The sequence below is a fragment of the Allobosea sp. GW821-FHT12C12 genome (assembly GCF_058807355.1).
Genome location: NZ_JBXAQP010000009.1, coordinates 196276 through 220608 on the forward strand (window position 1 = coordinate 196276; position 24333 = coordinate 220608).

The window sequence follows — 24333 nt, forward strand, 5'->3', positions numbered from 1 at the left end:
GGCCGGACCTGTCCGGGGAGCCGGATCCGCGCGATCTCGCCTCGGGAACCAGAAACCCGTCAGGCGGCTTCCATCGAAGCCGCCTGACGGGTTTTGTCACGGGAGCCCGAGGGTGGGAGGGTTCGAGCCCCTTCTTCGGGCTTTCGCGGCAACGTCAACCGCGTCTCATTTCCATTTGAACACCTGGATCAGCGCCGGCGTCATGATGACGACGAAGAGCACGGGCAGGAAGAACAGGATCATCGGGACCGTCAGTTTCGGCGGCAGCGCGGCGGCCTTCTTCTCGGCCGCGTTCATGCGCTGGTCGCGGCTCTCCTGTGCCAGCGTCCTGAGCGCGCTTCCCAGCGGCGTGCCGTAGCGCTCGGCCTGGATCAGCGCGGTCGAAACCGATTTGACGCCTTCCAGCCCGGTGCGGGCGGCGATGTTCTCATAGGCCTGCCGGCGTTCCGCCAGATAGGACAGTTCGGCCGTGCAAAGCGCGAACTCCTCGGCCAGCGGCACGGACTGCGTGCCGATCTCGGTCGAGACCTTGCGGAAGGCGAGTTCGATCGACATGCCCGATTCGACGCAGATCAGCAGCAGGTCGAGCGCGTCGGGAAAGGCCATCTTCATCGAGGCCTGGCGCTTGGCGATCTGGTTGGAAAGGAAGACCTCCGGCGCCTTGATGCCGATATAGGCGGCGCCGATCGCGATCCCCAGCCGGATCATGACGCTCTGGCCGAAATCGTTGACGACGAAGACGTAGAACAGGGTGAACAGGAACAGCCCGATCGGCGCGACGAGCCGGAAGAACAGGAAGCCGATCTCGGCCTGCTGTCCGCGATAGCCGGCCATGGCGAGCTGCTTCTTGGCGGTTTCGGTGCCGAGCCAGTCGCCGAGCTTGAACCGCTCGACGATGCGCCGCATGAACTCCTTCGGCTCCTGCCGCAGCGCCGCCTTGTCCTTTCCCCGCGCCAGCCGCTCGCGTTCGCGCGCGCGCAGCTTCTCGCGCTCGCTGGCGACGCTCTTCATGCGCTTGCCGAGGGCGTTGCCCTCGGTCAGCGGGATCGCCAGCGTCAGCACCGTCGCGGCGGCGGCGATGGCGACGAGCACGGTCAGCAGGAACTGACCGTTGACCAGCATGTCTGCGATCTTGCCGAGCATGCGCGCCTCAGATGCTGAAGTTGATCATCTTGCGCATCACCAGGACGCCGACGAGCATCCAGACGGCGCTGACGACGAGGCCGAGCTTGCCGGCCTGGGTGATCCAGAGCAGCTCGATGTATTTCGGGCTGCTGAGGTAGACGAGCACGCCCACGACCGGCGGCAGCGAGCCGATGATCCATGCCGAGGCCTTGGCCTCCATCGAGATGGCCTGGATCTTGTCGCGCATCTTGCGGCGTTCGCGGATGACCTTGGAGAGATTGCCGAGCGTCTCGGAGAGATTGCCGCCGGTCTTCTGCTGGATGGCGAGCACGATGCCGAAGAAATTCGATTCGCTGCAGGGCATCCGTTCGAACAGCTTGTTGGCGGCGTCTGTCAGCGGCAGACCCAGCGTCTGGGCCTCGATGATCAGACGGAATTCGGTCGCCACCGGCTCCTGCGCCTCCGCGGCGACGATGCGCAGACAGTCGTTCAGAGGCAGGCCGGACTTGATGCCCCGGACGATGACGTCGAGCGCGTTCGGGAACTCGTTGCCGAACTTCTTCAGGCGCTTGATCTTGCAGCGCTTGATGAACCAGGAGGGCAGGCCGAAGCCGCCGATGAAGAGGCCGACGAGTCCGAGGATCGGATTGCCGCTCGCCGCCATCAACAACAGGCCGGTGAAGACCGCCATCACGGCGCTGACGACGTAGTACTTCTTGCGGCTCCAGCCGAGACCCGATTGCAGCAGGCGAATCTCGAGGGACGCCGAATTGCGCGCTTTCTCGCGGGTCTCGATGTCCTTGAGGCTCTGGGCGATCTGGCCGCGCTTGGCGCGGCTCTGGGCTTCGCGGTCGATCCCGCGCGCCGCGACCGGGCTGGCGAATTCCTTGCGGCGCTTTTCGGCCCGGGCCTGACCGCTGAGCATCGGGTAGAACAGCGCATAGATGACGCCGCCGACCGCGAGCGCGGCCAGGACAGCGACCGCGAGGAAGCTGGGGGTCATCGTCTGACGCTCCGCTCAGGCCGCATGGGCTTCGCCGTGCTGCTCGAGCAGGTCGATCGCCGCGGCCAGACGCTGCTCCTCGCCGTAATAGCGGGCCCGATCCCAGAAACGCGGCCGGCCGATGCCGGAGGATTTGTGCCGGCCGATCAGCTTGCCCGCCGCGTCCTCGCCGAGAACCTCGTAGGTCATCAGATCCTGGGTGATAATGACGTCGCCTTCCATGCCCATCACCTCGGTGATGTGGGTGATGCGGCGCGAGCCGTCGCGCATGCGCTGGGCCTGGATGATCACGTCGATCGAGGAGCAGATCATCTCGCGCAGCGTCTTCGAGGGCAGGCTGAAGCCGCCCATGGTGATCATCGACTCGATGCGGCTCAGGCATTCGCGCGGGGTGTTGGCGTGCAGCGTTCCCATCGAGCCGTCATGGCCGGTGTTCATCGCCTGCAGCAGGTCGAAGGCCTCGGGTCCGCGCACCTCGCCGACGATGATGCGTTCCGGGCGCATGCGCAGGCAGTTCTTGACGAGATCGCGCATCGTCACCGCGCCGGTGCCCTCGAGATTGGGCGGGCGGGTTTCGAGGCGCACGACATGGGGTTGCTGCAATTGCAGCTCGGCCGCGTCCTCGCAGGTGATCACGCGCTCGTCGTGCTCGATGTAGTTGGTCAGGCAGTTGAGCAGCGTCGTCTTGCCGGAGCCCGTGCCGCCGGAGATGACGAGGTTGCAGCGGACCTTGCCGATGATCTTAAGGATCTCCGCGCCGGGAGGCGCGATCGCGCCGAAGCGGACGAGCTGGTCGAGCGTCAGCTTGTCCTTCTTGAATTTGCGGATGGTGAGCGCCGGGCCGTCGATGGCGAGCGGCGGGGCGATGACGTTGACGCGGGAGCCGTCGGCGAGGCGTGCGTCGCAGATCGGCGAGCTTTCGTCGACGCGCCGGCCGACCTGGCTGACGATGCGCTGGCAGATGTTCATCAGCTGGGCGTTGTCGCGGAAGCGGATATTGGTCAGCGTGATCTTGCCGCCGACCTCGATGAAGGTCCGGGTCGCGCCGTTGACCATGATGTCGGCGATGTCGTCGCGCGCCAGCAGTGGCTCCAGCGGGCCGTAGCCGAGGACGTCGTTGCAGATGTCGTCGAGCAGCTCTTCCTGCTCGGAGATCGAGAGCACGACGTTCTTCAGCGAGATGATCTCGTTGATGATGTCGCGGATTTCCTCGCGCGCGGATTCGCCGTCGAGCTTAGCGAGCTGGGACAGATCGATGGCCTCGATGAGAGCGCCGAAGATCATGCTCTTCATCTGGTAATATTCATCGGAACGCGGCGCCTCGGCGACGGGCGCCGGAGCAGGCTTGCGCGCGTCGTTCGAAACCATGGCGAGCGGGGGCTCGGCCGGGCGCGGAGCCGCTGCCGAGGGAGCCGCTGCCGGCGCCTTCAGGTTCAGGGCTGGCGCCTGGGTTGCGCCGGGAGACCGCTTTCCGAACATGTCAATCCTCTTTGACAGCGGCCGTGACGGCGCGCCGGTTGCTCAGCCTGTGCCCGTCGCCGCCCGTCCCATCGCGGATCATGCTCAGGCCTTGCGACGCTTGAGCTTGGCGACGAGCGGCTCGAACAGGCCGCGCTTGCCGCGCTTGGCCTCGCCGCGCCCGGTCAGGGCGCTGGCGATCTGGACGAAGGCCTCGCTGACCTTGCCGGTGGGCTGGACCTCGGCGATCATCTGGCCGTTGTTCGCGGCCGTGCCGAAAAGCTGCGCGTCGAAGGGGATCGAGGTCAGGACCTCGACGCCGAGCGCCTTGGCGAATTCGGCCGCGTCTATCTCCGGGCGCTTGGGCACGCCGACCTGGTTCAGCACCAGGCGCGCGCCTGAATCGTTGGGCCGGCTGGCGCGCGCGAGATCGATCAGGTTCTTGGCGTTGCGCAGCGAGGCGAGTTCGGGCGCCGCGACGACGACGACCTCGTCGGCCCCGATCAGCGCCCGCTTGACCCAGGCGCTCCAGACATGCGGCACATCGAGCACCACGCAGGGAACGCTGGCGCGCAGCAGGTCGAAGAGCTGGTCGAACGCATCCTCGGAAAGGTCTATGGTGCGGTCCAGCATCGCCGGCGCGGCGAGCAGGCCGAGGTTGTCGCTGCAGCGCGAGAGCAGCCGGTCGAGCATGTTGGCGTCGAGCCGCTCGGGGGCGAACACCGCCTCGGCGACGCCCTGCGGCGGATCCTGGTTGAAGTCGAGACCGGCCGTGCCGAAGGGGATGTCGAGATCGACGATGACGGTCTGGGCGTCGAGATTGCGCGCGATCGCCCAGGCGACGTTATGAGCGACCGTCGAGGCGCCGACGCCGCCCTTGGCGCCGAGCACCGCGATGACGCGGCCGAGATTGCGGGCGCTCGCCGAGACGTAGAGCTCCGACAGCGTCCGCAGCACGTCGAGCGTGCCAAGAGGCGCGATCAGATACTCGCTGACGCCGCGGCGGATCAGGTCGCGATAGAGCTGGACGTCGTTGACATGCCCGATGACGACGACCTTGGTGCCGGCGTCGCAGCTCTCGGAGAGCGAATCGAGATGGCCGATCAGCGATGCCGGCTCGGAGACCGTCTCCAGCACGATGATGTTGGGCGTCGGCGCGGCGCGGAACGCCTCGACGGCGGCCGCCGGACCGCCCATCTGGATGCGGGCATGGGCCTTGTCCATGCGCCGGTCGGCGATCGCCGCCTGCATGGTCGCCGCCACGCCCTGCGTTTCGCAGAAGGCCTGCAGCGTGATGCGCGGCAGCGGCGCGATGACGTCCTCGCCCGAGACCAAGGCCTGATGACGCGGCTGCGCGCCCTGTTCGGCGTCCATCAACGGCCTCCGACGGCGGAATTGATCTGGGGCGTTTCCTGCCGGTACTGGGTCGAGGGGTCCTTGCCCTCGCGCAGCTTGCCGATGGCGTTCATCCGCTTGACCATGTCGGATCGGCCCTCGCCGCGGGCCCTCACCAGATCGATCGGATCGGCCACCTGCGCGGCCAGCGTCGCCTGGCTGGCGCAGCCGAAATTCCAGTAGGGCTCGTTGGAAGCGGAATTCTGGAAATCGGAAGCGCCGGTGTCCTTCGGCCACTGGCCGCAGGAATGCGGCACCTGGGCTTGGAGCGCGCCGAAAGTCAGGCGGATCGGCGAGGCGAGGCCGGGATCGTTGACCTGGTAGGTCGTGACCGAGAGATAGGCGGCGGGCACGCCGCCGCGCGCCAGCGCGGCGCGGATGCCGGCGAGCGCGTCATTCGAGGCGGCCTCGCGGCGCGTGCCGGTCGGAACCTGCGCGACCAGCCCGCCGCGGCCGCTGCGGCGATACTCCTGGGCGAATTCCCTGACGTCCTCGGCCTGGCGCGGATCGAGCGGCGCTCCGGCGCGGCCGACGAAGACGTCGAGCGAGCGCGGCGCGTCGCGCAGCACGATCGGGTGACGGTCGCGCACGTCGGTCGGCGTGATCGAGGCGGTCAGGTCGCCCTTGGCGGCGCAAGCGCCGAGCAGCAGCCCCGCTCCAACCGCTGCCGCGAGGCCGGGTCCGCGCCGCATGCTGCCTTGCTGTGATCGAACCATCATGACCTCGCCATCCCTATGCCGCCTGTCCGGCGCTCTCAGTCCGCGATGAAGCCGACGCGGCCCTTGTAGGCCTGCGGCGCTGCCCCGCCATTGGTGCCGTAGATCTTGTTGAGACGCCCGAGCAGCACGGCCTGCGCGTCATGGGACTCGACGAAGCCGTCATCGGGACGCTGGACCTGATTGGGCTCCATCGGCTTGGCGATGTAGGGCGTGGCGGTGATCATCAGCTCCGTCTCCTCGCGCTGGTAGTCGCGCGAGCGGAACAGCACGCCGATCACCGGCAGGTTCATCAGCCCGGGCAGGCCGTTTAGCGAGGATTTCGAGACGCGCTGGATCAGCCCGGCGGTGGCGAGCGTGCCGCCCGAGGGAAGTTCGACCGTCGTGTCGGACTTGCGGACCCGGAAGGCCGGCGCGTTGATGGCCGCCTGGTTGTTGTCGCTCAGCCGAATCTGGTTCTCGAAATCGAGCTCGGTCACCTCGGTTGCGATGCGCATGCTGATCTTGTTGTCGGACAGCACGATCGGCGTGAAGTTCAGCGCCACGCCGACGGGCCGGTACTCGATGTTCAGCGTGCACCGGGCGCTTAAATCACAGGTGTAGCCCTTTGGAACCGGAACTTCGCCGCCGGCCGTGAACTTGGCGCTTTCGCCCGAGATCGCGGTCACGGTCGGCTCGGCCAGCACGCGCGACAGGCCGGCGCGCTCCAGGGCGCGCAGGGTGAAGTTCGTCGAATTGCCGAGCCCGGCGGTGATCGCGGTGGCCGACAGCGCCTGCGGCGATAGCGGCAGCGGGTTGTCGAGCGACGGCATAACCGAGAAGTTGCCGAGCTTCCACTCGCCGGTCGAATTGATGCCGAGCTGCTTGATCGCCTTGCGCGAGACCTCGGAGACGACGACCTTGACCATGACCTGGTCGCGGCCGCGGATGGCGAGCGAGTTGATCACCGCGCCCTTGCTCGTGGCGAACAGGCCGCCCGCGGTGCCCACGAACGCGTTGGCGATGTCGACGGCCTGCGTCGCCTCGGAGGCGTTGGCGACGGTGCCGACCAGCAGGATCGAGGTGCCGGCCGCCTTGACCTCGATCTGGGCGCGCGGCATCGCGCTGCGCAGGGTCTGGCGCAACACGTTGAGATCGCGCCCGACCTCGATCTCGAGCGCCGAGATCTGCCGGCCCTCGGCGTCGATGACGAACATCGAGGTGTTGCCGTCGGCGATGCCGATGATGAAGAGCTTGCGGGCCGAGCGGACGACCGCGTTGGCCACCTTCGGATTGGCGACGAAGACCTCCTTGGCGTCGCGCGGCAGCTCGACGATCAGGGATCGGCCGATCGAGAGATCGAGCTTGCGCGAGATCGCATGCTCGCTCGCCCCGACATTCAGGACCGGGGCCGGCCCGGTCGACTGGGCCAGCGCTGGCCCGGCGAGCAGCAGAACGAGCGCGGCGGGGATTGCGGTGCGTTTGACGGTCATGGTTTCACGCTTCTGCTGGTGACGCCGTGGCGCACGAGGGTCAGTGCGCCGTCATCGACCGCCTGGTCGGCTTCGCCTGCATCCTTGAGGCTGCGGAGCGCCAGCGACAGGGCGCCGCTGCGCTGGCCCTGGGCGACGATTTCGACCTGGCGGGGAAGAAGCTCGAGGGTCGCCGTTTCGCCGATGACGACCTTCTCGCCGTTTCGCTCCTGGATGTTCTGGCCGATCGCCAGCACGCGCACATTGGTTAGGATGGTCTGGCTGAGGAAGGTCTCGGGCTGGCCCGGCGCCTCCTCCTTGTAGGTGCGGATCACGTCGACGCGGTCGTTCGGCAGGATGAAGCCGCCGGCCGTGTTGGCGCCGCGGCTGTCGGTCGAGATCGCGATGGCGCGTCTGCCGGACGGCAGCACCGCGGAGAGAAAGCCGGTGCCGTCCGTCTTGATCAGCTTCTCACGGCGGATCGGCTCGGAACCGAGCAAGGCGTAGCGCGCGACCTGGCCGACCAGCTCGGCCTCGGCCTGGGGCGCCTCATCCTTGCGCACGACGCCGGCCGGAACGCCGGCCGCGGGCCAGTCGAGCCAGCGCAGATCGGTGGCGGAAATGGTGTTGCCGAGGGGGATGTCGGCGGCGGCCACCAGCACGGGCACGGTCGGAGCCGCCTCGATGCGGGCCGCCGGCGCCGGGGTCTGCGACGGCTGCTGGATCAGCACGGCCGCACCGACGCCGGCGAGCAGGGCCACGACCAGAACGATGATGCGGGCGGGACTCATTGCGACAGACCCTCAGCCAAAACGAGTTGGCGCTCGGCGAGGATGCTGCGGTCGAAATCGTCAACTTATGGTTAATCGGACGTATCTTTTTTTCCCGACCGCCTTGCGCGGCGGCGATCCGCGCTCCGTTCAGACGCCGATGGCGGCCTTCCAGAGGGACGTGTGCGGCAGGATGAACAGCGCCGAGAATCCCAGCGCGACGCCGTAGGGCACGCCCTGATTGGCGGCGTGCAGGCGCTGCGCCCACGACCAGCGCGCGGCGATGGCCGGCAGGGGCGCCCAGCGGAAGTTTAGCAGAAGCAGGGTCAGAACCCCGCCGAAGAAGGCCGCGAGCAGAAAATAGGGCAGGAGCTGGCCGAAACCGAACCAGAGCGCGGTCGCCGCCGCGAGCTTGGCGTCGCCGCCGCCGATCCAGCCCGCGGCGAAGAGGCCGAAGCAGATCGCCAGAACGAGGCCGCCGGCCGCGAGATGCCAGCCGATCTGGCTCCAGGACAGTCCGAGCAGGCCGGCGCAGAGCGCGAAGGCGACGAGCAGCAGAAGGCATAACCTGTTCGAGATCGTCATCGAGACGAGGTCGCTCGCCGCGGCGAAGGCCATGGCGGCCGGGAAGACGACGAGCAGGGCGATCAGCGACAGCGACATCCGTCGATCCTCGAATGGGTAGGCTGCATCATGACCTCTGCCTCTCACCAAAGCCTTACCGGGAGAGGAAGAAAGCTCGCGATGCGGGAGGCTTGGACGCAGAACGCCCCGGCGTTGGCCGGGGCGTTCGACGATCAGACATGCGGCGCGGGATTAGCCGACGCCGGTCAGGCGGTTGGCGATACGCGTGAACAGCGCCGTCAGGTTGTTGCCGAGCAGCGTCAGGCCGGTGATGCAGATCACGGCGACGAGGGCGGCGATCAGGCCGTATTCGATGGCGGTCGCGCCGGATTCGTCCTTGACGAAACGAGCGAAGAGATTGGTCATGGGAGAACTCCTTGTTACACCACGGTTTGACTGCTGCCTTCGCTCTGAACGGCTTCGGTCAGCGACACATGGACATTACCGCGCTCCTCTTGCCGATCTATTAAAGGGATTGAAGAATTCGCTCGAATCCGGAAACGTGCTTCCGATGGTTAACGCTGAATTGATAAGACTAAATACAATCACGATGGTAGGCATGCGCTGGGATGCGAGTTACATGCAGTATCTTTCCCTGGAATTGAAGATTATAATCTGTTTCCGTCTCGCGGGGAGTTCGCCCGGAAGCGGTATGGCCCTGAAACAATCCGATGAAGCCGGCCGAATTCTCGCCGCTCAAAGCCCTCGGCGGACGTTCGTTAGGGATTGATTCATCATTCTGCGCTTTCCTGCACGGGTGGCAAATCTTGAGGCGCAGTCCATGTCCGCTGTTTCGCATGTCGCCGGGCCGCGGCGCGCCGGCTCCCGTCCCGCCGCGATCCTGCTCGCATCCGGGCTGGCCCTAGGCGCATCCGGCGCCGCCGTCGCCGCCCAGACGACTGTGCCGGAAACGGTCGCGGTGATGGTCGACTACGCCAAGGTCGTGCGTTTGCCGGAGAAGGCGCAGACGGTGATCGTCGGCAATCCCGGCATCGCCGACGTCTCGGTCCAGCGCAATGGCGTGATGGTGGTGACCGGCAAGAGTTTCGGCGTCACCAATCTGATCGCCCTCGACGCCAGCGGCGCGCTGCTGGCGGAATCGCTCGTGCGCGTGGGCGCGGCGTCCGATTCAGTGCTGACGGTGCAGCGCGGGCTCGAGCGCGAAAGCTATTCCTGCACGCCATCCTGCCAGCCGACGGTCAGGCTCGGGGACGTCCAGCGCTTTTTCGGAGAGGTCGGAGGCCAGGCGGCCAGCCGGAGCGCCGCCGCGACCGGAGCCCCGAAATAACCGCAGAGGGTGCGAAAAGGCGGCCTGAGCGAAGGTGAACGCTTCGCTAACGGCCTCAAATCGTAGCGCGAGGCGACTCTAACGGATCGGCAAGTGTTTTCGGCTAGATTTCAGTCGGAAACCTGAATGAAAACCGGACGCCAGAAGCGCATGACGGACCAACCGGCCCCTACCGAGACCCTGCCAGTTCCCAGGCGGCGCGGCCTCCTCGGCCGCTTTCGACGCGATCAGGACGGCGCGACCGCAGTCGAGTTCGCGTTGGTGCTGACGCCCTTCCTTGCGTTGCTGTTCGCCATATTCGAAACCGCGCTGATGTTCTGGACCAACCAGGTTCTGGAGGAAGCCGTGACGCAGGCCTCGCGGCAGGTCCTGACGGGGCAGGCGCAGTCCACATATCCGGCGTCGGCCGGCAACGCCGCGAACACCGCCGCCTTCCGCGACGCCGTCTGCGCCCAGGCGCCGGCGCTCGTCAATTGCTCGAGGGTGTTCATCGACGTGCGCAGCTATGCCTCGTTCTCGGGGGCGCAGTCGGGAACGTCGGCTTCGAATCCGGTCAGCGGCGGCTCGCTCAACACCAACGGCTTCAGCTACAACCAGACCGGGCCCGGCCAGATCGTCGTGGTCAGGGCGGTGCTGGAATACGACCTGATCTTCGCGCGATGGAGCACGGCTCTCGCCAATATCGGCGCTGGCAAGCGCGCGCTCGTCGCCTCGACCACCTTCAAGTCCGAACCGTTCGTGCCCGCGACATGATCCCGATCAAGCTCCGCCGCGCCTTCTCGCCAGGCCGCAACCGCGCCGCGCTGCGCCGCCTCGTCAGGCGTGTCGCCGCCGATCGTCGCGGCGTCGCCGCCGTCGAGTTCGCGATGATCCTGCCGGCCCTGCTGGCGGTCTATTTCGGCGTCGTCGAAACGGCCCAGGCGGTCATGGCCGATCGCAAGGTGACGCAGCTCAACCGCGCTTTGGCAGACCTGACGGCGCAAACGTCTTCCCTCAACGACACCGATCTCGGCAACATCTTCGATGCCGCGCTCTCGGTGATGACGCCCTATTCGGCGGGCGCGACGCGCATGGTGATCTCGAGCGTGGTGATCGACGCGGCCGGCGCGGCCAGGGTCTGCTGGAGCGCCCAGCGCAACTCGACCGCGCTCGCGCGCGGTGCGGCCGTGACGCTGCCGAGCGACCTCCGGGTTCCCAACACCTCGCTGATCATGGCGCGGGCGTCTTATGATTTCGCGCCGGTGATCGGATACATGATCACTGGCACGATCAGCATTGGCGATACGCCGATCTACATGCGCCCGCGCATCGGCAAGGTTGGCGGCGTGGGCAGCGTCGAGCAGGTCGAGCGCACGGGAACGCCCGCGACGCCGATGTGCCCGGGCTTCTGAAGCATGCCCGCGTCGGATCGTCAGATCGTCTGGTTGTAGGCCCCCACTTCCGGGTTGCTCCGCAGCACGCCGTCGATCGCGGCGAACATCTCGCGCATGCGCGCTTCCGAGACCGGGCTCTCGCAGACCACGACCAACTCCGGCTTGTTGGACGAGGCGCGCACCAGCGCCCAGCTGCCGTCCTGCGTCGTGACGCGCACGCCGTTGACGGTGACGACCGAACGGATCGGCTGGCCGGCGAAGCTCTCGCCTTTCGCCTGCATCGCCTCCACCGCCTTGGTGACGCGATCGGAGACCTCGTATTTGATCTCGTCGGCGCATTTGGCCGCCATGGTCGGCGTGCCCCAGGTCTTGGGCACGGCGGCGTAGAGTTCGGCCATCGACTTGCCCGGGTTGCGGTCGAGCATGTCGATCACCGCGATCGCGGTGACGACGCCGTCGTCATAGCCGCGCCCGACCGGGGCGTTGAAGAAGAAGTGGCCGGACTTCTCGAAGCCGGCGAGCGCGTTCAGGTCGCGCACGCGGCGCTTGATGTAGGAGTGGCCGGTCTTCCAGTAATCGGTCTTGACGCCGAGGCGCTGCAACTCCGGATCGGTGTCGAACAGGCCGGTCGACTTGACGTCGACGACGAACTGCGCGCCCGGATGGAGCTTGCCCAGATCGCGCGCCAGCATCACGCCGATCTTGTCGGCGAAGATCTCCTCGCCATGGTTGTCGACGACGCCGCAGCGGTCGCCGTCGCCGTCGAAGCCGAGCGCGACATCGGCGCCGTGCTCCTTCACGGCGTCGGCCATGGCGTGAAGCATCTTCATGTCTTCGGGGTTGGGATTGTAGCGCGGAAAGGTGTGGTCGAGCTTGGCATCCATCGGGATGACCTCGCAGCCGAGCGCCTCCAGGATCTTCGGCGCGAACGCGCCGGCCGTGCCGTTGCCGCAGGCGGCGATGACGCGGAGCTTGCGCGTGATCTTCGGGCGGCTGGTCAGGTCCTTGAAGTAGACCTCCGGGAAGTCCGGCACGAACTGATAGGAGCCGCCGCCGGACAGGTCGAAATCGCCGGCCAGCACGATGTCGCGCAGCCGCCCCATCTCGTCGGGGCCGAAGGTGACGGGACGCTGCGCGCCCATCTTGATGCCGGTCCAGCCATTGTCGTTATGCGAGGCGGTGACCATGGCGACGCAGGGCACGTCGAGCGAAAACTGCGCGAAATAGGCCATCGGCGACATGGCGAGCCCGATATCGTGGACCTTGCAGCCGGCCGCCATCAGGCCGGTGACCAGCGCCATCTTGATCGAGGAGGAATAGCCGCGGAAATCGTGTCCGGTGACGATCTCCGGCTTGACGCCCATGCGCCGGATCAGCGTGCCGAGCCCCATGCCGACGGCCTGCACGCCCATCAGGTTCAACTCTTTGCCGAAGAACCAGCGCGCGTCGTATTCGCGGAAGCCGGTCGGCTTCACCATCGGAAGCGACTCGTAGTCGAAGGTGTTCGGGAAGAGCTCGGGCAGAGGCTTGGGAAACATCGGGCCATCCATCGGCAGAGGAATTTCGCCGGCCTTGGAAGCAGGACCGGGGACTGACGCGCGCAAGCCATAGCCGATAGCCGCCGAGATGGGAAACGCGTTATCGGCCGGCGCCGGGCAGGGCGGCCCGGATCGAGGCTGCGCCACGATCGAACCGCATCGCTCAGCCGAGCGTCAGCCAGCGCCCCCGTCGCGAGGATTCCACGGCGCGCTCGATGAAATGCACGCCGCGCGCGCCGTCCTCGACTCGGGGATAGTCGGCGGCGAGCGGGTCGGTCACGCCGCCGGCCCGCCGGGCACGTATATCGGCCGCGACGCCGCGGTAGATGTTGGCGAAGGCCTCGATGAAGCCTTCGGGGTGGCCGGCCGGGATGCGGCTCGCGGCCTGGGCCGAGGCGCTAAGCCAGGGCGAGCCGCGGGTCAGGATCTGCTTCGCGCCGTCGAGCCGGTAATGCACCAGGCGGCTGGGCCTTTCCTGTCGCCATTCCAGCGTGCCGAGCGCGCCCGAGACGCGCAGGCGCAGATCGTTCTCCAGCCCGGCGTTGACCTGCGAGGCGACGAGCACGCCGCGCGCCCCGCCCTCGAAGCGCAGCAGCACGCTGGCGTCGTCGTCGAGCGCGCGTCCCGGCACGAGCGCGGTCAGGTCGGCGACCAGTTCCTCGATCCGAAGTCCCGTCACGGTGGCGACGAGGTTTTCCGCGTGGGAGCCGATGTCGCCGAGCGCGCCGGCGAGCCCGCCGCGGGCCGGATCGGTGCGCCAGCCCGCCTGCTTGTTGCCGGTCTCCTCCAGCGCGGTCGCGAGCCAGCCCTGGTTGTATTCGACAACGACCTTGCGGACCGGGCCGATCACGCCCGCGCGCACCATCTCGCGCGCCTGCCGCACCATCGGGTAGCCGGTATAGTTGTAGGTCACGCCGAAGACCGCGCCGCGCGCGGCGACCGCCGCGACGAGCGCGTCGGCCTGCTCGCCGGTATGGACCAGCGGCTTGTCGCAGACGACATGGAAGCCTGATTCGACGAAGGCCCGCGCGATCTCGAAATGCGTATCGGTCGGCGTGACGATCGAGACGAGGTCGATGCGCTCGCCGGCCGCGCGTTTCAGCTCGTCGTCGAGCAGATCCTGCCAGCTTCCGTGATTGCGCTCGCTCGCGAGCCCCAGCGCCCGCCCCGAGGCCAGCGCGCGCTCGGGCGTCGACGACAGCGCGCCGGCGGCGAGTTCGGCAAGCCCGTCGAGCGCGATGGCGTGGCGATGCACCGCGCCGATGAAGGCGTCGCGCCCGCCGCCGATCATCGCATAGCGCAGCTTGCGCGGGGTTTCCTCGCTCATGGCATCGTCCATCATGGCAGGTCGGCCGCCGCGAAGGCGGCGGCCGCGGGAAGGGGCGCCGGGTTCAGAACGGCGAGTCGGGGAAGTAGAAGTCCTTGGCGTTGGTCTTGTCGATCAGCACCGAGGGGATGATCGTCGTCGCCGGCAGCTTCTCGCCCTTCAGCCGCGCCTCGGCCGTCAGCTTGATCGCGTCGTAGATGAATTTCGGCGAGTAGCTGACATTGGCGCCGATGCGGGGATCGGAGCCGTCGAGGATGACCTTGACCATGTCCTTGGCCCCGGCGCCGCCGAAGATCAGCCTGATGTCCTTGCGCCCGGCCTGCTCGATCGCGCGCAGCGCCCCGAAGGCCATGTCGTCGTCCGCCGCCCAGAAGGCGTCGATCTCCTTGAAGCGCGTCAGGAAGTCCTGCGTCACCTTGAAGGCGTCGTCGCGGTTCCAGTTGGCGAATTTCGCGTCGAGCAGCTTGATGTCCGGATAGGCCTTGAGCACGCCGGCGAAGGCCTCCATGCGCTCGGTGTCGAGCGTGGTCGGGATGCCGCGCAGCGCGACGACATTGCCCTTTCCGCCCAGCATCCTGGCGATGTATTCGGCCGGGATCCTGCCGAAGGCGGTGTTGTCGCCGGCGACATAGGCGTCCTGCGCCGAGGTGTCGGTCAGGCCGCGATCGACCACGGTCACATAGGCCCCCTTGGCCTTCACATTCGCGACCGGCCGCGTCAGCGCAGCCGACTCGAAGGGGAAGACGACGAGCGCGTTGATCTTGTTGACCGAGCTCAGGTCCTGGAGCTGGTTCGCCTGCTCGGTCGCGTTGGCGGCTGTACGGATCGTGATCCTGAGGTCCTTGTTCCTGGCCTCGAGATCCTTCTTGGCCTGGTTGGCCCAGTAGTTGATCCCGCCCATGAAACTGTGGGTCGCGGCCGGGATCGAGACGCCGAGATTGACCGGTTCGGCGGCGGAGACATGGCCGGCGAAGCCGAGCGCGACGGCGGCTGCGGCCGATGTCAGCAGGTTGCGTCTGGTCTGGAACGGCATGGTCTTCTCTCCCTTTTGTGAGCCGCGCCCTAGCGGCGGCCCTTCTGCAGAAACGCGACGGTGATGATGACGAAGCCCTGCACGGCTGCGTTCAGGTAGACGCTGATGATGCTCGTCAGATTGAGGATGTTGCTGATCACCGAGAGCAGGATCGCGCCGATGACGGTGCCGGCGATGCTGCCCTGGCCGCCTTTCAGCGCGGCTCCGCCGACGATGACGGAGGCGATCGCCTCGAGCTCCCAGAGCAGGCCGGTGGTCGGCGAGGCCGAGCCGAGCCGCGGCACGTAGAGCAGGGTCGCGATGCCGACGCAGATGCCGAGCAGCGTGTAGGTCGCGATCTTGATCAGATCGACGTCGACGGCGGCGTAGCGCGCCACGGTCTCGTTCGAGCCGATCGCCTGGACGTAGCGGCCATAGGCGGTCTTGTTCAGGATCAGCGCTCCGACGAGCGCGACCGCGAGGAAGACCCAGACCGGCACGGGCACGCCGAGCGCGCTGCCGTAATAGACCGGCGCGTAGAGGTCGGCGAGGGTGTTGGACAGCGTCAGCGCGCCGCCATCGGCGAAATAGGTCAGATAGGCGCGGAAGATGCCGAGCGTGCCGAGCGTCACGATGAAGGGCTCGATCCTGCCCTTCGCGATCAGCACGCCGTGGATCAGCCCGAACAGCGCGCCCAGCACGACCGCCAGCCCCGCGCCGAGCACGACCGCGAGCAAGTCTGAGCCGAGCGCGGGCGCGGCCCAGTTCATGAACATGATGACGCAGCCGGCGATCAGCGCCGCCATCGAACCGACCGAGAGGTCGATGCCGCCGAGGATGATGACGAAGCACATGCCCACCGCGATGATGCCGATGAAGGCGGTGCGGGTGAGCACGTTCATCAGGTTGTCGGGCGTGGCGAAGTCGCCATTGAGCAGCGTGCCGACGATGCAGAGCGCGATCAGGCCCGCGACCGGCCCGATGCTGCCGAGGCGCTCCGCGAAGGACGCCTTCGCCTCGCTCCGGCGCGATCCGGCCTCGGTCGTGACTTGCGTTTCAGGCTGCGACATGCCGCGTCCCCGTGGCGTGGGCGATCATGATGTCCTCGGTCAACTCGTCGCCGCCGAGCGTCGCGACGATGCGGCCGGCCCGCATCACGCAGACGCGGTGGGCGAGGCCGATCAGCTCCAGCAGTTCCGACGAGATGACGATCACCGCCAGCCCCTGCCGCGCCAGGCGCTGGATCAGGAAATAGATCTCGCGCTTGGCGCCGACATCGACGCCGCGCGTCGGCTCGTCGAGGATGACGACGCGGGGATCGGGATGGAGCACCTTGGCCAGCGCCAGCTTCTGCTGGTTGCCGCCGGAGAGCGACGAGGCCCTGACGCCGGGCGAGCCGGCGCGGATCCCGAAATCGCCGATCGCCCGGGCCAGCGCCTGCTTCTCGGCCGATGGGTCGAGCCAGGGTTTCGCATAGCGCTCCAGCGCCATCAGCGTCAGGTTCGGCCTCAAGGGAAAGTCGACATGCAGGCCCTTGCCCTTGCGGTCCTCGCTCAGATAGCTCAGCCCGCGCCTCGTCGCCTCGCGCAGCGAGCCGATCGTCAGCGGCTTGCCCTCGACCTCGACCTCTCCGGTCGCCGGACGCAGGCCCAGAATGCCCTCGAACAGTTCGGTGCGGCCCGCGCCGACGAGACCGGCGAAGCCGAGGATTTCGCCGGGGCGGACCTCGAAGCTCGCATCCCTGGCCCATCCCGGCACGCTGACCTCGCGGGCGCGCAGCGCCGGCTGAAGCGCCTCATCGACGCGCAGGCGCGGCGGAAACAGGTCCGCCATCTCGCGGCCGACCATCATCGTGGCCATGGCGTGGCGCGTGACCGAGGCCGTCGCGGCGCGCCCGACGAAGCGGCCGTCGCGCATCACGACGATCTCGTCGGTGATGGCCTCGACCTCGTCGAGCTTGTGCGAGATGTAGATCACGGTGACACCGTCCGCCCGCATCTGCCGGATCAGCGCGAACAGGCGCGCGGCCTCGGACGGCGTCAGCGTCGCGGTCGGCTCGTCCATGATCAGAAGCCGCGCCTTGCGCGACAGGGCTTTCGCGATCTCGACCAGTTGCTTCTCGGCGACGATCAGCCGGCGCACCGGCGTCGCCGGGTCGATGTCGAGCCCGACCTGCCTGAGCGCCGATTCTGTCTCCGCGCGCATGGCGCGCTCGTCGAGGAACCAGCCCGTGCGGCGCTCATGGCCGAGGAAGACGTTGCCGGCGATGCTGAGGTCGTCGGCGAGGCTGAACTCCTGATGGATCAGGACGATGCCGCGCGCCTCGGCCTCGCGCGAACTGCGGAAGGAGACCGGCTCGCCGTCGATCGCGACCCGTCCCTCGCTCGCCTGCTCGAAGCCGGCGAGGATCCTCATCAGCGTCGATTTGCCGGCGCCGTTCTCGCCGAGCAGGCCGTAGACGCGGCCGGGTTCGAGCGAAAACGAGACGCCGTGCAGCACCTCAACCGGCCCGAAGCGCTTGACGACGCCGTCGAACGAGACGCCGACGCCTCTGCTGGACACGGGCGCGCTCATGCGGCGGCCCTTCCGTTGCGCAAGGCCTCGCGCATGGCGAGAACGCCGGCGCCGACCAGCCCGGCATCGCCGCCGAGCGGCGCATAGGTCACCTCGAGATGGCGCGTGGAAAGCGCGAGCGAGCGCTGGTTCACGCTCTGGCGGATCGCGGCCAGGAACATCGGGCCGATGGCGGAGACGCCGCCCCCGATGAAGATGTGCGAGGGGTTGTAGAAATTGACCAGCGCCGCCAGCACCTGCCCGATCAGATGGCCGCAGCGCCTGACGATCGCATCCGCGGCGGAGTCGCCCGCGCGGCTGGCCGCGCCGACATCGACCGCCTCCAGCTTGCCGGCCGCTTCGAGCCGATCCGCGAGCCAGGGGCTTTTGCCCGATTGCGCGGCCTCCAGCGCCATCGCGACGATGGCGGGCGCCGCGGCCATGGCCTCGACGCAGCCGCGATTGCCGCAGCGGCAGAGCGGGCCCTCGGGATCGAGTCCGATATGGCCGATATCGCCGGCCGAGCCGGTCGCGCCGCGATAGAGCTCGCCATGGCAGACGATGCCGCAGCCGATGCCGGTGCCAATCTTGATGACGAGGAAGTTCTCGATCTGCCGGTGCAGCCGCCAGAGCACGCCGAGCGCCATCAGGTTGACGTCGTTGTCGACGTAGACGGGAACCGGCGTGACCTCGCGCATGTCGTCGCGGATGGAGAACGAATCCCAGCCCGGCATCAGCGGCGGATTGACCAACTGGCCGACCGCGAAATTGACCGGCCCCGGCACGCCGATGCCGACCGAGAGCACGTCGTCCGGAGACAGTCCGTTATCGGCGAGCATTTTCGGCATCAGCGCCCGCAGCCGCGCCATGATCGGCCCCGGGCCGGCCTGGACGTCGGCGGCCTGCGAATGGCGCGCGACGATGGAGAGGTCCGGCCGCAGCAGGGCGAGGTCGAGGCTGGTCGCGCCGATATCGACGCCGAAGACGACGCCGACATCGCCATGGAGCCTGAGCGTCTCCGGCCGCCGGCCGCCGGTCGAATGCCGGACGCCGACCTCGTCGAGCAGGCCCTGCGCGAGAAGTCCGGCCGTGAGCGCATTGGTCTTGCTGCGCGAGAACGAGAGCGTCTCGGCCAGCGAATGGCGCGCGCAGCCGCCGGACCAGAACACGGTCTCCAGCAGCGAGAGCTCGCCGGGGCTTAACTGGCGCCAGGGCAGGGCGATGTCCGCCTCCCGATGTTTCCTCTTAGCGGTCTTCTGGCCGCTCCGCCGGTGAGGCTAGGCGAGCGCGGCGATCCCGTTCAAGACCGAACTTCGGCCAAATCATGACGTAAGTCGGGTCGAAAGCGATGGCCATCGCGGACCGGCGAGAACTGGACGGGAGGGCGGCCGGTGCTGCAACCTCGTCTCCGGCTTGGTTCTCGAAAGGCTTTGCAGATGCCGGCGACGATGAAGGGACCCGCGATCTTCCTCGCGCAATTCGCCGGCGACGCCGCGCCGTTCTCCTCCTGGCGCGAGATCACGCGCTGGGCGGCGGGGCTCGGCTATCGCGGCGTGCAGATCCCGTCCTGGGATGCGCGCTATCTCGATCTCGCCAGAGCCGCCGAGTCTCAGAACTATTGCGACGAGATCGTCGGCATCGCCGCCGAGAACGGCATCGCGATCACCGAGCTCTCGACGCATCTGCAGGGCCAGCTCGTCGCGGCGCACCCGGCCTACGACGCGGCCTTCGACGCCTTCGCGCCCGCGCATCTCCACGGCAAGCCGGCCGAGCGGCAGCTCTGGGCCGTCGCGCAGATGGGGCTGGCTGCCCGCGCCGCGAAACGGCTCGGGCTGGCCGGCACGGTCAGTTTCACCGGCGCGCTGGCCTGGCCCTTCCACTATCCGTGGCCGCCGCGGCCGCCGGGGCTGGCGGAGGAGGCCTTCGCCGAGCTGGCGCGGCGCTGGCGGCCGATCCTGGACGCCTACGACGCGGAGGGTATCGATGTCGGCTTCGAGATCCATCCGGGCGAGGACGTCTTCGACGGCGCGACCTTCGAGCTGTTCCTCGACCGGCTCGACGACCATCCGCGCTGCCGGATCAACTACGACCCCTCGCATTTCCTGCTGCAGCAGCTCGACTATCTCGCCTTCATCGACATCTATCACGCCCGCATCAGCGCCTTCCACGTCAAGGACGCCGAGTTCCGCCCGACCGGCCGGCAGGGCGTCTATTCGGGCTATGCGCCCTGGCTCGACCGCGCCGCCCGGTTCCGCTCGCCCGGCGACGGGCAGGTCGACTTCAGGGCGGTGTTCTCGAAGCTGGCGCAATACGGCTTCGAGGGCTGGGCCGTGCTCGAATGGGAATGCGCGCTGAAGCACCCGGAGGACGGCGCGCGGGAAGGCGCGACATTCATCGCCGAGCACATCATCCGCGTCACCGCGACCGCTTTCGACGATTTCGCCGGCGGCGCGCCGGACAGCGGTCTGGCGCGCAGGATGCTGGGGCTGGCCTGAGGCCGCTCGATGACCGGCTAACGGCCCCGCGCTGGCGGTCCTCGTCGGGGAGGTGTTTCGCGAGGTCGGCGAGGCGTATCGCGGGAGGACGCCATGGCGGAGGATGTCGCTTCGCCGACGCGCCGGACCGCGGCGCTGGAAGCGCCCATCAAGGCGCGGCTCGACGTCATCGACCTCCATGCCGGCGGTATCGCCATCAATACGCCAGGCGCGCTCGTCCTCGCCGCCAGGGCCGGATGACCGTGGCGTCGCGCGGCTCGCTCGCGCTCGCCGCCGGCAACCTGCTCGTTTCCGGCAATCGCGCCGAAATCCGCTCCGGCGGCGCGCCGACCATCACCAGCAGCCAGACCACGATCACCACGGCCGCCCAGTTCAACCTCGTCGCCGGTGCGTTGGCCGACATCGCCGTCGGCGGAGCGCTCTCGATCCAGAGCGGCGGCGCGCGCTCACCATCGAGAAGGACGGCGCGGTCGATCTCAAAGGCAGGGACATCACGATCAACGCGAACGGCGCGTCAAGGCCAAGGCGAGCCGCGACATCGTCATGAAGGGCTCGAAAATCAAACAGGACCGACCGAAGCCGGTCGGCGGGCCGTTACGCGTCAGAGCTCCCGGACCACGCGCATGCCGTTGGTGTAGAAGCGCACGTTCGATTCGTATTTGAAGCGCGCGGCCGAGCGCAGGTAGCGCGGGTCGTTGTTGAACGAGCCGCCCCGCAGCACGCGTTCGCGGCAGCCCGGCGTGGCGAAGGCCGAGCCATCGCGCGACTTGGCGCGGTAGTTCTCGCTCCAGCAATCGGCGACCCATTCGGCGGCGTTGCCCGCCATGTCGCGGAGTCCGAAGGCGTTGGCCGGAAACTGCCCGACCGGGGTTGCCTGCCGGCGCGGTTGCGGATTGCAGCCATTGCAGTTGGCCTTGTCGACCTCGATCGCGGCGCCCCAGGGATAGCTCGTCTTCGAGCCGGCGCGGGCGGCGTATTCCCATTCGCTTTCGGTCGGCAGCCGGTAGCGTTTCCCGGTCCGGGCCGAGAGCCAGGCGGCATAGGCGTTGGCGTCGTCCCAGTGGATGTCGGTGACCGGGCGCTCGCCGCGGCCGAGCCCGCGATCGCTCGGCCGGTACTGGCAGCCGCCCTGGTCGACGCAGGCGTCCCACTGCGCGAAGGTGATCTCGTTGACGCCGATATAGAAGCTCTTCAGCGTCACGGCATGGACGGGCTTCTCGAACTCGAACATCTCGTTCGAGCCCATCTCGAAACTGCCGGCCGGCACCAGCGCCATCTCCGGACAGTCGGAGCAGTCGCGCAGCGTGCGGTCGCTGGAGGGCGGCGAGGGTGCGGGCGGCGCAGATGCGGCAGGCGGCGCCGGAACCGCCGGCGCGGTCGGGCTCGCCTGCGGGCGCGCCGGCCCCGGCGGCGGCGTGGCGCTGGCGAAGGACTGCCCTTCGCGCGACCGGTAGGACTGCTCGCGCGCCCGCGCCAGGGCCGCGAAGCGCCCGTTCGGATAAGCGTCGAGATAAGCCCGGTACTCGGCCGCGTTTTCGCTCGAGCGGATCGATTCCCAGAAAGAGAGTTCGTAGGTGTCGGGCTGGCCGGAGGTTCCGGGCGGATCGACCGGCGAGATCACCGCGCGCGTCGTCTGCGCAACCTGCGGCGCGCGCGCCGGCAATGTCACGATGAGCCCGGCCGGCGGGGCCGAGGACAGCCAGAACGGCTGGTGCGCGCGCGGCTGCCTGGCGGCGGCGTTGCGCGCCCGCGTCAGCGCGGCGGTCATGTCGAGATTGGCCGTCCGGATCGCCTTGAGCCATTCGGCGACGGCTCCGGTCTCGATAGGCGCGTCGTCGCGCACCGTGCGTCCGGGCTGGGCGGTCGCGGCGACGGCGATCGTCTCCATCTTATCGATCGCCGCGAGCCCCTTGAGCTTGCCGTCGATCGCTTCCTGCCACGGGTTCTCGCGGCTCGCATCGAGCAGCACGAGCGCGCTGCGCGGACGCGAGACGATCAGCGCGTCGATCAGGACGTCGAGATCGAAGGCGCGGTCGAGCACCTCCTGCGCCGATCGGGAAGGCGTATCCACCGGCACAAGCAGATTGCGCCCGCGCGACTGCACCGCCTGGCCGGCGTAGAACACGACCGCGAGCCCGTCGCGCCGGAGCCGCGTGGAGAACTCGGCGATCGCGAGCGCCAGTTCGGTGCGCGAGGTGTCCTCGGCCGCGACCACGTCGAATCCGCCCTGGCGCAGCGCCTCCGCCGCCGACCGCGCCTGGTCGGCCACGGGCAGCACTGCCGATCCATAGCGCGCATTGCCGATCACCAGCGCCACGCGTGCCTGCGCGCCATCGGCCGGCTGCGCGATGGCGGGGCCGGCGAGGACGAGCCAGCCGAAGGCGGCGGTCGCAAGCGCGCACGCCGCGATCGCCCGCGTCACGGCGAGGAATGGGCGGGCGCTGGCGGTCGGAGCGTCGGGTCTGGACCTAACGGACATTGATCCTGATCTTCTGCGACATCACCGGAGGATCATGCGGCACATGCAGGTAATCGCCAAGCAAGAGCTGCAAGGTATGCCGCCCCTTGGGCAGCGTGACGACGACCTCGGTCTGGCCATTGCCGAGATGGATATGGTTGTAGTCGGAGGGGATCGGCTGGTCCAGCGCGATCGTCTCGACATCGATCAGCAGATGATGGTGCCCCGTCGCAGGCGTGGTCACGCCGGCAGGGGCGACGCCCATCTCCTTCAGGCCGATCCTGACGGTGAAGCGCTCCGGGACGCTCAACCCGTCGAGCGGGTAATGGAAATAGACCTGCGCGCCGCGCGGCGAGGGCAGTCGCTTGACGGCCTGCGCCGGCTGCGCGACCTGTTGCTGGGCGGCCGGGCGACCCACCGGCCAGCAGGTCGCCAGCGCGGTCAGGCCCGCCGCCATCGTCGTCCGTCGGGTTATCGTTCTGGTCATCGTCGGCGTGCCGTTGGCTTGCGGGGATTGCCGACGAAGACCTTGATGCGCTCGGACATGACCGGCGGGTCGTGCGGCACATGCTGGTCGTCGGCGAGGATGAGCTGCAGCGTGTGCCATCCAGGTTTGAGCGTGACCACCTTCTCGGTCTGGCCGCCGCCGAAATGCAGATTGTTGAGGTCGGACGGGATCGCGGCGTCGAGCGGCGGCGTCGGCGCGTCGATGATGAGATGGTGATGGCCGGTGTTGGGTTTGACGATTCCCGCCGGCGCCACGCCCATGTTGCGCAGGCCGAAGCGGATGGTCGAGCGCGGATAGATCGTCGCGCCGTCGCGCGGGTAGACGAAGTAGACCGCCGCATCCGGCGGGGAGGGCTTGCGCGTCGAGCCTGGAGCGGCGGCCGGCGCCGGGGCCGGGGCCGGGGCGCTCGCCCCTTCGGCGACGCGGATCCGGATCTTCCGCGACATCACCGGCGGGTCGTGCGGGACATGGTCTTGGTCGCCCATCAGCAATTGCAGCGTATGCTCGCCGGGCGGCAGGTTGAGTTCGGTTTCCGTCTGGCCGCGGCCGAAATGGACATTGTTGAAATCGCTGGGGATTTCGCGGTCGAGCGGCGGGGTCTCGGTGTCGATCAGGAGATGATGGTGGCCGCCGCCGGGATTCGGCGTCCCGGCCGGCGAGATCGCGATGTTCTCGGCGCCGAAGCGGATCGTCGCGCGCGGCGGGATCGTGGCGCCGTCGGCGATATCGCGGAAGAAGACTCGCGCGCCCGGCGGCGAGGCCGTACGCGCCTTCTCCTCGGCGCCGACGACCTCGATCTCGATCGGCTCCGACATCACCGGAGGATCGTGCGGGATGTGATCCTGGTCGGCGAAGAGGAGCTGCAGCCGGTGCCGCCCGGGCGGCAGCGAGAGTTCGGTTTCGGTCTGGCCGCCGCCGAAATGGAGATTGTTGAAATCGGCCGGGATCGGGCGGTCGAGCGGCGGCAGCGACGTGTTGATCAGGAGGTGGTGGTGGCCGGAGTTGCGCCGCGCCGTGCCGGCCGGGACGACCTCCATGCCGCTGATATCGAAACGGACGGTGAACTTCGTGCCGACGCGCGAGCCGTTCTGCAGTCCGACGAAGCTGAGTTTGGCGCCGCGAGGCGATGGGCTGCGCTGCTGCGCCTCGGCGAACGGAGCGAACATCGTCGCCAGCGCCACGACGAACGCCGTGACGCAGAGCAACCGGCCAGGCCGGACGAAGCACATCCGCGTCTCT

Annotated in this window: 24 protein-coding genes; 6 read left to right on the forward strand and 18 right to left on the reverse strand. The window is 68.2% G+C overall.

Annotated features, from left to right (window positions below):
* Nucleotides 1-165: 165 nt before the first annotated feature.
* From AC1RRW_RS14895 to AC1RRW_RS14935, 9 genes are all read right to left on the reverse strand, one after another.
* The gene (locus AC1RRW_RS14895) at nt 166-1143 is read right to left on the reverse strand and encodes a type II secretion system F family protein (RefSeq protein WP_492901553.1); all 978 of its coding nucleotides are present in this window, start codon (nt 1141-1143) and stop codon (nt 166-168) included.
* A gap of 7 nt (nt 1144-1150) precedes the next feature.
* Nucleotides 1151-2128 (reverse strand): type II secretion system F family protein, encoded by a 978-nt coding sequence (locus AC1RRW_RS14900; RefSeq protein ID WP_492901554.1) that lies wholly within the window; start codon nt 2126-2128, stop codon nt 1151-1153.
* A 15-nt stretch (nt 2129-2143) separates the two neighbouring features.
* Nucleotides 2144-3607, reverse strand: coding sequence for a TadA family conjugal transfer-associated ATPase (locus AC1RRW_RS14905; RefSeq protein WP_492901555.1), 1464 nt, complete (start codon nt 3605-3607; stop codon nt 2144-2146).
* 84 nt (nt 3608-3691) lie between these two features.
* Nucleotides 3692-4960: a CpaE/TadZ family protein gene (locus AC1RRW_RS14910; protein WP_492901556.1), complete on the reverse strand. Its 1269-nt coding sequence runs from the start codon at nt 4958-4960 to the stop codon at nt 3692-3694.
* On the reverse strand, nt 4960-5673 hold the full coding sequence (locus AC1RRW_RS14915; RefSeq protein WP_492901557.1) for a CpaD family pilus assembly protein: 714 nt from the start codon (nt 5671-5673) through the stop codon (nt 4960-4962). The genes AC1RRW_RS14910 and AC1RRW_RS14915 overlap by 1 nt, the downstream gene beginning before the upstream one ends.
* A 62-nt stretch (nt 5674-5735) precedes the next feature.
* Nucleotides 5736-7169: a type II and III secretion system protein family protein gene (locus AC1RRW_RS14920; protein WP_492901558.1), complete on the reverse strand. Its 1434-nt coding sequence runs from the start codon at nt 7167-7169 to the stop codon at nt 5736-5738.
* Nucleotides 7166-7939, reverse strand: coding sequence for a Flp pilus assembly protein CpaB (cpaB, locus tag AC1RRW_RS14925; protein ID WP_492901559.1), 774 nt, complete (start codon nt 7937-7939; stop codon nt 7166-7168). Before cpaB ends, AC1RRW_RS14920 begins: the two co-directional genes overlap by 4 nt.
* A gap of 129 nt (nt 7940-8068) precedes the next feature.
* Complete coding sequence (locus AC1RRW_RS14930) at nt 8069-8581, reverse strand: A24 family peptidase (RefSeq protein ID WP_492901560.1); 513 nt, start codon at nt 8579-8581, stop codon at nt 8069-8071.
* A 153-nt stretch (nt 8582-8734) separates the two neighbouring features.
* Nucleotides 8735-8908 carry a Flp family type IVb pilin gene (locus tag AC1RRW_RS14935; protein ID WP_492901561.1) on the reverse strand — a complete coding sequence of 58 codons (174 nt, stop codon included), beginning with the start codon at nt 8906-8908 and terminating at the stop codon, nt 8735-8737.
* 415 nt (nt 8909-9323) lie between these two features.
* On the opposite strand from AC1RRW_RS14935, the gene AC1RRW_RS14940 reads away from it, so the two are divergent.
* The 3 genes from AC1RRW_RS14940 (at nt 9324) to AC1RRW_RS14950 (ending at nt 11221) form a co-directional block, all read left to right on the forward strand.
* Entirely contained in the window at nt 9324-9830 is a 507-nt protein-coding gene (locus AC1RRW_RS14940; RefSeq protein ID WP_492901562.1) for a pilus assembly protein N-terminal domain-containing protein, read from the forward strand.
* A 150-nt stretch (nt 9831-9980) separates the two neighbouring features.
* Entirely contained in the window at nt 9981-10583 is a 603-nt protein-coding gene (locus AC1RRW_RS14945) for a TadE/TadG family type IV pilus assembly protein (protein ID WP_492901563.1), read from the forward strand.
* Complete coding sequence (locus AC1RRW_RS14950) at nt 10580-11221, forward strand: TadE/TadG family type IV pilus assembly protein (protein WP_492901564.1); 642 nt, start codon at nt 10580-10582, stop codon at nt 11219-11221. Before AC1RRW_RS14945 ends, AC1RRW_RS14950 begins: the two co-directional genes overlap by 4 nt.
* A 20-nt stretch (nt 11222-11241) precedes the next feature.
* Here AC1RRW_RS14950 and AC1RRW_RS14955 read toward each other — a convergent pair whose 3' ends face one another.
* The 6 genes from AC1RRW_RS14955 to AC1RRW_RS14980 all read right to left on the reverse strand — a co-directional run bounded on the left by AC1RRW_RS14955 (nt 11242) and on the right by AC1RRW_RS14980 (nt 18802).
* Complete coding sequence (locus tag AC1RRW_RS14955; RefSeq protein ID WP_492901565.1) at nt 11242-12741, reverse strand: phosphomannomutase/phosphoglucomutase; 1500 nt, start codon at nt 12739-12741, stop codon at nt 11242-11244.
* A 163-nt stretch (nt 12742-12904) separates the two neighbouring features.
* Nucleotides 12905-14068 (reverse strand): Gfo/Idh/MocA family protein, encoded by a 1164-nt coding sequence (locus tag AC1RRW_RS14960; protein ID WP_492901566.1) that lies wholly within the window; start codon nt 14066-14068, stop codon nt 12905-12907.
* Between the two features lie 64 nt (nt 14069-14132).
* Nucleotides 14133-15101 (reverse strand): substrate-binding domain-containing protein, encoded by a 969-nt coding sequence (locus tag AC1RRW_RS14965; protein WP_492901567.1) that lies wholly within the window; start codon nt 15099-15101, stop codon nt 14133-14135.
* Nucleotides 15102-15130: 29 nt separating this feature from the next.
* Nucleotides 15131-16150, reverse strand: coding sequence for an ABC transporter permease (locus tag AC1RRW_RS14970; protein ID WP_492901568.1), 1020 nt, complete (start codon nt 16148-16150; stop codon nt 15131-15133).
* Nucleotides 16137-17654: a sugar ABC transporter ATP-binding protein gene (locus AC1RRW_RS14975; protein WP_492901569.1), complete on the reverse strand. Its 1518-nt coding sequence runs from the start codon at nt 17652-17654 to the stop codon at nt 16137-16139. Before AC1RRW_RS14975 ends, AC1RRW_RS14970 begins: the two co-directional genes overlap by 14 nt.
* A complete protein-coding gene (locus AC1RRW_RS14980; RefSeq protein ID WP_492901570.1) occupies nt 17651-18802 on the reverse strand; it encodes an ROK family protein in 1152 nt (383 codons plus the stop codon). The genes AC1RRW_RS14975 and AC1RRW_RS14980 overlap by 4 nt, the downstream gene beginning before the upstream one ends.
* A gap of 267 nt (nt 18803-19069) precedes the next feature.
* On the opposite strand from AC1RRW_RS14980, the gene AC1RRW_RS14985 reads away from it, so the two are divergent.
* The 3 genes from AC1RRW_RS14985 (at nt 19070) to AC1RRW_RS14995 (ending at nt 20766) form a co-directional block, all read left to right on the forward strand.
* Complete coding sequence (locus AC1RRW_RS14985) at nt 19070-20128, forward strand: sugar phosphate isomerase/epimerase family protein (protein WP_492901571.1); 1059 nt, start codon at nt 19070-19072, stop codon at nt 20126-20128.
* Between the two features lie 93 nt (nt 20129-20221).
* Nucleotides 20222-20368 carry a hypothetical protein gene (locus AC1RRW_RS14990; protein WP_492901572.1) on the forward strand — a complete coding sequence of 49 codons (147 nt, stop codon included), beginning with the start codon at nt 20222-20224 and terminating at the stop codon, nt 20366-20368.
* Nucleotides 20365-20766: a hypothetical protein gene (locus tag AC1RRW_RS14995; protein WP_492901573.1), complete on the forward strand. Its 402-nt coding sequence runs from the start codon at nt 20365-20367 to the stop codon at nt 20764-20766. The genes AC1RRW_RS14990 and AC1RRW_RS14995 overlap by 4 nt, the downstream gene beginning before the upstream one ends.
* Here AC1RRW_RS14995 and AC1RRW_RS15000 read toward each other — a convergent pair.
* Genes AC1RRW_RS15000 through AC1RRW_RS15010 form a run of 3 tightly spaced genes read right to left on the reverse strand, consistent with a single transcriptional unit; the run spans nt 20730 to nt 24323 of the window.
* Nucleotides 20730-22607, reverse strand: a complete 1878-nt coding sequence (locus tag AC1RRW_RS15000) for an SUMF1/EgtB/PvdO family nonheme iron enzyme (protein WP_492901574.1) — start codon at nt 22605-22607, stop codon at nt 20730-20732. The two genes, AC1RRW_RS14995 and AC1RRW_RS15000, sit on opposite strands and share 37 nt — an antisense overlap.
* Nucleotides 22597-23073, reverse strand: a complete 477-nt coding sequence (locus tag AC1RRW_RS15005) for a DUF4399 domain-containing protein (protein WP_492901575.1) — start codon at nt 23071-23073, stop codon at nt 22597-22599. The genes AC1RRW_RS15000 and AC1RRW_RS15005 overlap by 11 nt, the downstream gene beginning before the upstream one ends.
* A complete protein-coding gene (locus AC1RRW_RS15010) occupies nt 23070-24323 on the reverse strand; it encodes a DUF4399 domain-containing protein (RefSeq protein WP_492901576.1) in 1254 nt (417 codons plus the stop codon). Before AC1RRW_RS15010 ends, AC1RRW_RS15005 begins: the two co-directional genes overlap by 4 nt.
* Nucleotides 24324-24333: the final 10 nt, after the last annotated feature.